The sequence below is a fragment of the Flavobacterium sp. genome (assembly GCF_040402895.1).
In the GTDB taxonomy this organism is placed as follows: domain Bacteria; phylum Bacteroidota; class Bacteroidia; order Flavobacteriales; family Flavobacteriaceae; genus Flavobacterium.
On sequence record NZ_JBBALR010000014.1, the window covers coordinates 1 to 11,506 of the forward strand.

An 11,506-nucleotide genomic window follows, 5' to 3' on the forward strand; every position below is an offset into this window, starting at 1 on the left:
TTATTAAATTTATTTGAATTTTTTTTATTTTTACATAGTAAATAAAAATCTTAAAAATTATGATAACTAATTTTCTTAAAAAATATAAAAGTGAAGTTACAATTGGAATTTTAGTTTTTCTATTTTTTCTATTTAGAGATATAATTAAATCTTTTATGTAAATTAATAATGTTTCAAACCGATAATTTTATTATAGTTAAGTAAATTATCATCGCATTAAAATTGTAACTTTCACATCAAAGGGAAAACAAAAAAGCCTAGCATTTCTGATAAGCTTTTTTATTTTATAAACTAGATTTAAATTGTTCTAAGAAACGAACATCGTTTTCATAAAACATTCTAATATCGCCAATTTGGTATAATAACATAGCAATTCTTTCGATTCCCATACCGAAGGCGTAACCTGTAAATTCGTTAGGATCAATACCACAGTTTTTCAACACATTCGGATCTACCATGCCACAACCCATAATTTCTAACCAACCTGTTCCTTTTGTAATACGGTAATCGGTTTCGGTTTTCAAACCCCAATAAATATCTACTTCCGCACTTGGTTCTGTAAAGGGAAAATAAGAGGGACGTAATCTGATTTTTGATTTTCCGAACATTTCTTTAGTAAAATATAATAGCGTTTGTTTTAAATCGGCAAACGATACATTTTTATCAATATATAACCCTTCTACTTGATGAAAAATACAATGCGAACGAGACGAAATGGCTTCGTTACGGAACACTCTCCCCGGAGAAATGGTTCTAATCGGCGGTTTGTTGTTTTCCATATAGCGCACCTGTACAGATGAGGTATGCGTACGCAATAAAACATCGGGATTAGTCTGAATAAAAAAGGTATCCTGCATATCGCGTGCGGGATGGTATTCTGGTAAATTTAATGCGGTAAAGTTATGCCAATCGTCTTCAATTTCTGGTCCTTCAGACACATTGAAACCAATGGTTGAAAAAACATCTAAAATTTGATTTTTGACCAAAGAAATCGGATGACGAGAACCAATATGAATAGGATTTCCTGGACGAGACAAATCGCCAAAAAGCGGTACCGATTCTGTTTTAGACTCCAAAACTTCCTGAATGGTTTTTACTTTTTCTTCTGCCGTGTTTTTCAACTCATTAACTACCTGACCAAATTCTTTCTTTTGATCGTTTGGTACGTTTTTGAATTCGGCAAAAAAATCTTTCAGCAAACCTTTACTTCCTAAGTACTTAATACGAAATTCTTCTAAAGTACTTTTGTCTTCAGTTTGAAACGCTTTGGCATCTTCAATATGTTGTTTTATCTTGTTTATCATTATAAAAAGGTAATAGTCTGCAAATTTATGTATTTTTTAGCGATTAGTCTATAAAAAAGTAATTAGTGAAAAGTAAAAAGGGATTCGCAAGTTTAATTTAAAGGTTTTCATTAGTGATTCTTTACTTATCACTAGTTACTCAATAATCTCTTTTTCTAAAAAATAATTCACAATGGCGTCTTTCATTAAAACGGATTGTTCTCCAGCTTTTAGTGCTGGAAGTTCTTTTACTACTTTATAATGAGGCCAGCCCTCTTTATCAAAAAATTCAAATTCGTAATATCCGTAAGGTTCTAATAGTTTACAAATAGCAATATGCATTAGGTTAACTTTTTCGTCTTTTTTAAATTCTATATTTATTTTACCTAGTTCTTGCACGCCAATTAAATAAATTATGGCATCTAAATCTAATACTTCACCATCGGCAAATTTTTCAGATAAAAAAGTTACTACTTTTTCCCAACGTTCTTTTAATTGTATATCTCTTGACATTTAGATTTTGTTTTTTACAAAGATAGTATTTGAGGTTTGCATTTTGTAGTTTTGTTTTTATAAAATATAAATAATTTATGGAATTTATTGATATTGTTTTTGCCATTTTGTTAGGATACAGTATATATAATGGATTAAAAAATGGTCTTTTTGTAGAAATAGCCTCTTTTAGTTCTTTAATTGTAGGCATTTTTGTAGCTATAAAATTTTCGCACATTGTTCGATTGGCTTTAGAAGAAAAAATAAAAACCAATCCAAAATATATTGAAATTATTGCATTTGCCATTACTTTTATTTTAGTACTTATTGCCATTTATTTATTAGCAAAATTTTTTACCAGTATCGCAAGTTTTGCCTATTTAGGTTGGCTAAATAAATTAGGTGGCGCAGTTTTTAGTATACTAAAAACCGTTTTAATGTTGGGAGTTTTATTGAATTTACTTCAAAAAATAAATAGTAATAGTGTGTTGGTAAAAGAAGAAACCTTAAATAAATCCCTCTTTTATCAGCCCGTACAAGAAGTTTCTAAATTTATATCACCAAACATAGAAAAATGGTACGATGAAGTAAAAGAAAGAACAAAAGAAACCCCTGAAAACAAAAAAGGTTCTGACTCTTTGAATGTAGACAAAAAGGAGTAATGAACCTCAAATTTTATGATTCACTTACCCATTTAAAACCCACTCTCGGAATATTTTCAATAGCTAAAGTCGGCGTTTCTTTTATTATTTTTCGTAATCTAGAAATAAAAACATCTAAACTTCTGCCTAAAAAATAATCGTCGGAACCCCAAAGTTCCGTAAGTATTTTTTCTCGTTTTAAAACGGTGTTTGGGTTGTCTAAAAACAGTTTTAGTAATTGTGCTTCGCGTTCTGTAAGTGTTATTTTTGTAGTTTCGTTTTTGATTAAATAATTTTCTGGTTCAAAAATAAAATCAGCAAATGAATAGGTTTTTATTTTTCTTTCTGTGTTTTTTTGACTTCGGTGTAAAAAGACTTCCATTTTCAAAATTAGTTCTTCAATCGAATATGGTTTCACTAAATAATCATCAGCGCCAAGTTTCAACCCTTTAATACGATCTTCTTTCATCGTTTTTGCAGATAAAAAAATAATTGGAATTTCCTGATTGCGTTTCCTGATTTCGGTTGCCAATTCAAATCCATCCATTTCAGGCATCATAATGTCAGTAACTACAATGTCAAATTGGTTTTTGCAAAACAGATTCAAACCTATTTTACCATTGGTACAATGCACCACTTCAAAATGTTGTTCTAAATTATCAACAGTTAAAAACGCAAGCGTTTCCTCGTCTTCAATATATAAAACTTTCTTTTTACTCATAATCTTTTTGATTAATTAGCATCGTAACCACAATTCCTTTATCCGTATTATTAGCAATGGTAATTTTCCAACGATGTAAGTCGCAAATCTTTTTCACATACGATAAGCCAATGCCAAAACCTTCAATATTTTTTATGTCTTGACGAGATACTCTATAAAACTTATCAAAAACAAAAGGTAAATCTTTAGGAGGAATTCCACAACCATTATCTTTAATTTGAATAGAAAGTTGTTGGTTTATTTCGTTAATTATAATTTCAATTTTAGGCGATAATCCAGAATATTTTACCGCATTATCTACTAAATTAAATAAAATATTGTACACATGAAATTCATCTGCTTTTAATACAAATGTCTTCGTAGCTATCATATTGATAGTGATTTCTTTATCATATATTAATAAAATATTGTCTTTTACTAAGTCTAAAACAGGCATCAATTCAAACTTGGTTTTATCAATAAGCATTTGTTTGCTTTCGGTTTTAGCTACATATAATATTTTTTCAATATGCTCATTTAGTTTATTGGTTTGATTGACGACAATTTGATTATATTTTTTCAGTTTCGGATTGTCTTTTATTTCGTTTTGTTCTTTAACATAATTTGAAGCAATTAATATTGAGGCTAATGGTGTTTTAAATTCATGCGACATATTATTGATAAAATCTTTTTGTAATTCGGTATATTTTTTCTGTTTTAACATAAGTACAACGGAATAGACATAAATAATTAATACCAAAAACAAAACGGTAGTAAAAATCCAATATTGATTTAAATTCTTAAAATAATTTTGTTCAATATCCGGAAATCGAATAGCAAAATAATAGGTATAGTCTGGATTTTTTGTAAAACAACTCGGACATTTAATAGGCTCTTTTTTGCCATTACTATTGATGTGGTTGCTGAACGCCATTTTATCCGAAGAGCAATTATATACCGCATATTCAAAATCAACATCTAAATTATTTTTCTCAAATTCTGATATTAAATAATGTTCTAAAATGGTATTTTCAAATTCATAGTTTACATTAACGGTAAAATAATTTCCAGACACTTTTTCTACCTGATTAGAAACTAATAAACCTGTTAAATTATCTTTATACAGTTTTTCTAGCACGTCTTGTAATGCAAAGAAAATTTTATCTTCAGTATCTTTTTTTGCTAATTTATGGGCATTATTTATTAAAAACAATTGCATGATAATGACTCCTACAATGGCAAGAAATCCGATTATTATGACAATATTAAATCGAGATAGTTTCATTTCTGGTCTAAATTTTTAACGATATTAAGATAAATAGTAAAGCGAAATTAATCATTAACAACTCATTAACACAATAAATATAATGGATTAGCAACATTAATTAAAAAAATAAATACATTTGTACTATTAATTAACAACTAATTTAAATATTATAATTATGAAAACAGTAAAATTACTTGCATTTGCATTATTCATGGGTTCAATAACTTTTGCTCAAACTGCTGCTCCAGCTGCAGTAACTACTCCAGCTGCTCCACAAACACCATCTCAATTGAAATGGGAAAAAGAAACGCACGAATTTGGCACTATTGAACAAGGAAAACCAGTTTCTTATGAATTTACTTTTACAAACACAACTAACAAAGATGTTACTTTAAAGGATGTAAAAGCTTCTTGTGGATGTACTGCTACAAATTACACTAAAACAGCTATCAAACCAGGTGAAAAAGGAACAGTAACGGCTACATATAATGCTGCTGCAGGTGGTGCTTTTCACAAAACAGTTACGGTAACTACAAGTGAAGAAAATACCATTCCAAAGACAATTACGATTAAAGGAACCGTTAAAGTTAATGAAGCACCTGCGGTTGCTGCACCAGCTTCAAAATAATAAAAATATTATTTATTTAATGATACCCGATAAATTATTTATCGGGTTTTTTATTGATATTTTCTACACGGCACATTGTCCAGCGCAATAACTTTAGTTGCTTTTCAACAATATTTTACTAATTTATTAGGAAAGATGATAACAAATATTCAGGAATTAAAAGAGTTTTACACAAAAAAGGAGCTCAACTAGAGCTCCTTTTTTTGATTATCTTGTTAATACAATTTTCTTAGTTGTTTTAGAGGAACCATTTTCTATGGATATTAAATAGACCCCATCAGATAAATTAGAAATATTGATATTATCTATCGTAGTATTCATTTCTTTTGTTGAAATTATCCTACCTTGTATATCAAATAGCTTAACAACTGATTTACTTTCTAAGTTTTGATTGCCTAAATCAATATTTACAATTCCATTTGTTGGATTTGGATATATTTTTAAGTTCGAAAAAGTTTTATCTTCAGTAGCAAGAGGCACTTGAATGTTACAAATTAATAGTTTTACAGCATTAATTGTTCCTCCGTCACCATTATAAGGATCATCTACAGTTAATGTCCAGATTCCATCTGCAATTAAGCCATTTAATGATGTTAGTGTTTCAGAAGGAATTAGACTTCCTGTAAGTGCAGGTACAGTAGAGGCACAAGCAATAGGAATACCACTATCATCCATGGTGCAAACTACATTATCATTATCACCACAAGGTTGGTCTAAAAGAGTAATTACTGGACTTCCAATAGAAGCTGGCCCGGTTAATTTAACTTTAAAATCTTGAATATAAGTATGCGATATATTTAATAAAACATTTAAATCTCCGATAGTTAATCCACCCGTTACTACAATTGGCACTGACGCTGTCGCGTTTGCAGTACTAGCGATTGAAGCATTTGAAAAGTTAGTAGCAGAAAATTCATTACCACAAGATAATACACCAGTTTGAAAGTTATTTACAGTTGCGTTTGATACAATTGAAGCTCCACATCTGTTTGATGGTGAAACTCTCCAATAATAAGTAGTTTGTTGACTTAAATTAGACACTACATATGAATTTCCATTTATATTTTGAACATTCAGAATTGTAGTTGTAAAATTTGGAGAAGTTGAAACTTGTAATTGATATGTTTCAGCATTTGCACTTGCATTCCAAACTAAATTTACTGTAGTAGCTACTCCAACCTGACTATTAGTAGGATTTGAGGCTGTTATTGGGGTAAAATTACTGCTAAAAATCTTTAAATTTTTGTATCTAGTTTCTATTTCTAAACCATTATTACCTACAATACCTATATTGTAACTTCCTGGATTTACTGAAGTTAAATTTGAGATTGTCATTGTAACAGGCCCATTGGAATTTCTTGAGGAAGGGTTAAATACAACTATCGCTCCAGTAGGTAAGCCTGTAGTTGAAAAATTTGTTGTTGTTGTTCCTGTTTGAGAATAATTAAACGTGTAAATTGCTTCTTGATTAGCACAAACTTCTAGATCATTTGAAGTAGGAATAAGTGCAAATCCAGAAGTAACACCAGTAATAATTAATGAAAAGTCTTGTTTGTTAGTTACAAGAGTTCCTTTATGACTAACAGTTATTACATAATCTCCAGCAGGCGGAACATCTATTTTTACTTGCTCTACATTGTCGATGTTATTATCGCCAAATCTAGTTGCATCAAGAGTTGGGTCTTCATCTAATTTCCAAGGAAAATACGTGGTTCCATTTCTTGTGATTCTAACATCTAAATCGTTCACCAGTGCGCGAGTTAAATCGTTAGCTCCTCTTTGTCCATTATTTGCCTCCCCTGGGACATCAGTCCAACAAGCAGTTGCTATTAAAGGAGTTGTTCCTGATGACTTAACTGTAATTGTGTATGTTTGTCCTTGATTTAGTTTTTCTTCAGAAATCCAGGCGTTTAATCCATTAGAAGTAATAGCTTGTGCGGCTGCTTTAGCATTTAATAATCCCCATCCAAAAATTATATCAGGTCCAATATTTCCAGAATCGTCTGCGGTATGACAAGCCAACCCTTTTAAGGTAGCCGCTTTCATAAACTTAGTGGTTAAATTATTATAATGTTGTTGTAATAGTAATAAGGTACCAGCCACATTTGGTGATGACATCGAGGTTCCGGTTAATGAAACGGTTGAGGTATTACTAGTATGACTAGTTGATGTTAAGGCAGTTCCGTTACCTGTTAAATCTGGTTTTATTCTTCTGTCATCAGTTGGCCCTTGACTACTTGAACCATTAATTATTACCGGAGCCGTTAAATTTCCGGCTGTATTCACTGTAGCATCAAGACAATTTGCTATAACTAAATTATTTTTAGCCGTTTTATTTCCAGTTAGTTTGTCAATTCCAAAAGATATTGGTTCAGCATTATTTTGATCGTCTCCTGAATTACCTGCTGACGCCACCATTAAATAATAGGGCGCTAAGTAAGCAATTTCATCCCAATTTTTTGCATCGGAATCATAAGTACCAATATACCAAGCGGGTAAAGTTACATTTGTACTACTTGTAACAGGCACACCATAAGAATGATTTGAAATAAGCATCCCTCCCAAAATTTCATCTAGGACTTCTGTTTCATCATCTGTCCAATTAAAAGTTCTACCTGTGGCTTCATATGCCATTCCTCTATGTGCTAAATTTGTACTATTTGCCAAAACCGTACCGGTTACATGAGTAGCGTGTTGTGAATATGTTGTTCCACCACCATCATCAACTGAAACTACTCTACCACCAAAGTGATTGTGTTCCGCCCTAACTGTACCACCATCCCAAACTCTCGCTACCATCCCTTGTCCGTTTAGGTTAAGTCCTAAACTTCCACCGGTATTTAAGTGTACAGTTCTAGTAGATTTTGCTGCGGCTTGATTTTCAGTAGAAAAATAAATTGGGTAGCCATCTGGCGTTAGTTTCATTAATTGATGAAAATTCCCTTTATCATCTGTATAACTTAATGGAATATTATTTTCTAACGCATATTTATAGGCCTGAGTTCTTTCCTTTTCTTCTAAAATTTTGAATTCCTTTGATTTGTTTTTAATTAGTGCAACATCATAATCTTTAATGATATTCATAACATCTTTTTCAGATTGTGCAAATCCGAAAAAACTTGTACATACTAAGAATAGTATAAATAATTTATTTTTCATCTTATTTATTTTTAGGTAACTTTATAGTTTTGGTAAGCAAATATATTGATTAAAGTTTTAATAACAATATCATGATATTAAATTACCAAACTTTAACATTTTATCTAATCCATTAAATTATGTTTAACTAGGCTCTGATTACAAATTCGAAAAGAAATCATTTCCTTTGTCATCGGTAATAATAAAAGCCGGGAAATCTTTCACCGTTATTTTACGAACAGCTTCCATACCTAATTCTTCAAAATCAACAACTTCTACCGACAGGATGTTTTCTTTTGCTAATATAGCAGCAGGACCTCCAATTGAACCTAAATAGAAGCCGCCGTATTTGTTACAAGCGTTCATTACTTCTTTGCTTCGATTTCCTTTGGCTAGCATTATCATACTTCCACCAGCAGCTTGGAATTCGTCAACATAAACATCCATTCTTCCTGCGGTGGTAGGACCAAAACTTCCTGATGGCATGCCGTCTGGTGTTTTTGCAGGTCCGGCATAATATACGGGATGATTTTTAAAATACTCTGGCATTGGTTTTCCAGCGTCTAATAATTCTTTTATTTTGGCGTGTGCAATATCGCGAGCCACAATCAAAGTTCCGTTTAATTTTAATCGGGTTTTGATTGGATATTTGGATAATTCGGCTAAAATTTCCGACATAGGTTTATTTAAATCTACCTCCACAGCTGGTTCTAAATGTGGGGCTGTTGTAGGTAAAAACTGACCTGGATTGGTCTCCAGTTGCTCTAAGAAAATTCCGTCTTTGGTGATTTTTCCTTTGATATTTCTATCTGCCGAACAAGAAACACCCATTCCAACAGGGCAAGATGCTGCGTGACGAGGTAAACGAATGACTCTTACATCGTGAGTTAAATATTTCCCACCAAACTGGGCTCCAATTTGACTTTCTTGACAAATAATTTGTACTCTTTTTTCCCATTCTAAATCGCGAAACGCTTGACCCGACATGTTTCCAGATGTTGGTAAATTGTCAAAGTAACCTGCCGATGCTTTTTTGACTGTTGCTAAATTTGCTTCTGCTGAAGTTCCGCCAATTACGATAGCCAAATGGTAAGGTGGACAAGCCGCTGTTCCTAAATCCATAATTCGTTCACGAACAAATTCTTCTAAAGATTTGTCATTTAATAACGATTTTGTTTTTTGGTACAAAAACGTTTTGTTAGCCGAACCCCCACCTTTTGTTAAAAATAAAAATTCATAAGAATTTCCCTTTTTTGCATAAATATCAATTTGAGCAGGTAAGTTTGAACCTGAATTCTTTTCTTCAAACATCGAAATCGGAACAATTTGCGAATAACGAAGGTTTTTATTTTGGTACGTATTGTAAATTCCTTTAGATAACCATTCACCATCTTCCACACCTGTGTACACGTTTTCACCTTTTTTTGCCACCACAATAGCAGTTCCTGTATCTTGACAAGATGGTAACTGCCCTTCCACGGCTACAGCTGCATTTTGTAGTAAATTATACGCTACAAAACGGTCGTTGTCTGTTGCTTCTGGGTCTTCGATGATGTTTTTTAATTTTTGTAAATGAGCCGAACGCAACATAAACGAAACGTCGTCCATGGCTTCTTGCGCTAATAATTCTAATCCTTTAGGGTCCACCACTAAGATTTCTCTATCGCCAAGTTGTTCTATTTTTACAAAATCTGAAGTTAATTTTTTGTAGGTTGTATCGTCCTTTAAAATAGGATACGGGTCTTGATATAAAAAGTCCATTTGTTTGAGTTTTGAAGCGTAAAGTTAAGGAATATTTTAAAAATCCCCTATTAGAGTTTCAAATTCTTAGAATCTTATTATTAGCTAAAAAACCAACTTGCCACAGCAATTGCAGCAATTACACAAATTAAATCTACTAATAGCATAATTCCTAAAGTGTATCGGGTGTTTTTTACATGAATGCTTCCAAAATAAACGGCAATAACATAAAAGGTAGTTTCTGCACTACATTGAAAAATAGCGCTCAATCTTCCGGTTAATGAATCTACGCCAAAGGTATTCATCGCATCAATCATAAATCCTCTCGAACCACTGGAGCTGAAAGGACGCAACATAGCAACGGGTAATGAATCAGTAATTTGTTTGCTTACGCCAATATTGGAAAATACAAAAGAAATTCCATTACTCATAATTTCGAACAAGCCACTATTTCTAAAAAATGAAATGGCCACTAACATTCCCATTACATAAGGAAAAATAGTTACACCAGTAGTCAATCCGTTTTTGGCACCCGATACAAACGCGTCAAAAATTGTGGTTTTTTGCTCTACAAATTTCTTTTCTTTAGTAAAAGCATAAAGTAATGTTATTCCAATAATTGCAATTAACATTAAACCTGACAAATTAGAAGTAAAGAAGTTTTTTTCTATTAAATTTAATCCATTAACATAAAATAATAATCCAGTAATTGCAGCAATTATAGTCATTAATCCAACGATTAAAGTAGCGCTCTTAAAATTTATTTTCTGTTTGACACCTACAATCAATAGGGCAGCAATGGTGCCTATAAATGAGGTGATGATGCAAGGCAACATAACATCTGCTGGATTTTCCGCATTGGCTGCTGCTCGATAGCCAATAATAGAAGTTGGAATCAAAGTTAAACCTGCGGCATGTAAACACATAAACATAATTTGCGCATCGCTGGCTTTGTCTTTGTCTGGATTGAGTGTTTGTAGACTTTCCATAGCTTTTAATCCGAAAGGCGTAGCGGCAGAATCTAATCCTAGAAAATTAGCAGCAAAATTTAAAGTCATGTAGGAAACGGATTCGTGATTTTTAGGTACAGATGGAAATATTTGTGCGAAAAATGGACTCAGTTTTTTAGCTAATTTTTCGGATGCTCCAGAAATAATTAGCAATTCCATTAATCCACAAAAGAAAGCCAAATACGCCATAAGAGGCAGAACAATATCAAATAAACTGGTTTTGCAAGTAGGCAATAAACCATCTGATTTTTGTGTGCCACTGTATATTTTTACCGTTTGATTTTTATAAACGTATGTAGTATCTGGATTTAAGGTATCTCTATTGATAGTAAAAGTTTTTTCTTCCGATTTTTGAATACTATCTTTAATAAAAGCAGGGATTTCATTTAAAAACTTTTCCGAAATTAATATAGGATCATCTTTTTTCCCATTTAACACATAATCTACGGAATAGGTGTTACTTGCAAATAAGCTTACTATAATAAATACTATAGAAGAAATAAAAATAGCCAACCAAAATCTACTTAATACCATACTGTATTTTTTTTGTAAATGTATGATTTTATAAGATAAAAAAAAACCGTTCCAAAATCAATTGGAACGGTTT

The 11,506-nt window shown here is 31.8% G+C and carries 9 protein-coding genes; 2 read left to right on the forward strand and 7 right to left on the reverse strand.

Annotated features, from left to right (window positions below; translation table 11 throughout):
- Window positions 1–284: 284 nt before the first annotated feature.
- Both pheS and ABWP60_RS09175 read right to left on the reverse strand, forming a co-directional pair.
- Entirely contained in the window at window positions 285–1,304 is a 1,020-nt protein-coding gene (gene pheS / locus ABWP60_RS09170) for a phenylalanine--tRNA ligase subunit alpha (protein ID WP_353151648.1), read from the reverse strand.
- A 135-nt stretch (window positions 1,305–1,439) separates the two neighbouring features.
- A complete protein-coding gene (locus ABWP60_RS09175; protein ID WP_353151651.1) occupies window positions 1,440–1,796 on the reverse strand; it encodes a hypothetical protein in 357 nt (118 codons plus the stop codon).
- A gap of 77 nt (window positions 1,797–1,873) precedes the next feature.
- Between ABWP60_RS09175 and ABWP60_RS09180 the strand changes: the two genes are divergently transcribed.
- Entirely contained in the window at window positions 1,874–2,437 is a 564-nt protein-coding gene (locus ABWP60_RS09180) for a CvpA family protein (protein ID WP_353151654.1), read from the forward strand.
- Between the two features lie 13 nt (window positions 2,438–2,450).
- On the opposite strand, the gene ABWP60_RS09185 is transcribed toward ABWP60_RS09180, so the two are convergent.
- The gene (locus tag ABWP60_RS09185) at window positions 2,451–3,137 is read right to left on the reverse strand and encodes a response regulator transcription factor (protein WP_353151657.1); all 687 of its coding nucleotides are present in this window, start codon (window positions 3,135–3,137) and stop codon (window positions 2,451–2,453) included.
- Complete coding sequence (locus ABWP60_RS09190) at window positions 3,130–4,401, reverse strand: sensor histidine kinase (protein WP_353151660.1); 1,272 nt, start codon at window positions 4,399–4,401, stop codon at window positions 3,130–3,132. The genes ABWP60_RS09185 and ABWP60_RS09190 overlap by 8 nt, the downstream gene beginning before the upstream one ends.
- A gap of 157 nt (window positions 4,402–4,558) precedes the next feature.
- Here ABWP60_RS09190 and ABWP60_RS09195 point away from each other — a divergent pair, with 157 nt between their 5' ends.
- Window positions 4,559–5,011, forward strand: a complete 453-nt coding sequence (locus tag ABWP60_RS09195; protein ID WP_353151663.1) for a DUF1573 domain-containing protein — start codon at window positions 4,559–4,561, stop codon at window positions 5,009–5,011.
- Window positions 5,012–5,218: 207 nt separating this feature from the next.
- Here the strand turns inward: ABWP60_RS09195 and ABWP60_RS09200 are convergent, their stop codons facing one another.
- The 3 genes from ABWP60_RS09200 to ABWP60_RS09210 form a co-directional block, all read right to left on the reverse strand.
- Window positions 5,219–8,170 carry a S8 family serine peptidase gene (locus ABWP60_RS09200; RefSeq protein WP_353151666.1) on the reverse strand — a complete coding sequence of 984 codons (2,952 nt, stop codon included), beginning with the start codon at window positions 8,168–8,170 and terminating at the stop codon, window positions 5,219–5,221.
- Between the two features lie 138 nt (window positions 8,171–8,308).
- Entirely contained in the window at window positions 8,309–9,910 is a 1,602-nt protein-coding gene (locus ABWP60_RS09205) for a fumarate hydratase (RefSeq protein ID WP_353151668.1), read from the reverse strand.
- An 80-nt stretch (window positions 9,911–9,990) separates the two neighbouring features.
- Window positions 9,991–11,433: a spore maturation protein gene (locus ABWP60_RS09210; protein WP_353151671.1), complete on the reverse strand. Its 1,443-nt coding sequence runs from the start codon at window positions 11,431–11,433 to the stop codon at window positions 9,991–9,993.
- Window positions 11,434–11,506 lie beyond the last annotated feature (73 nt).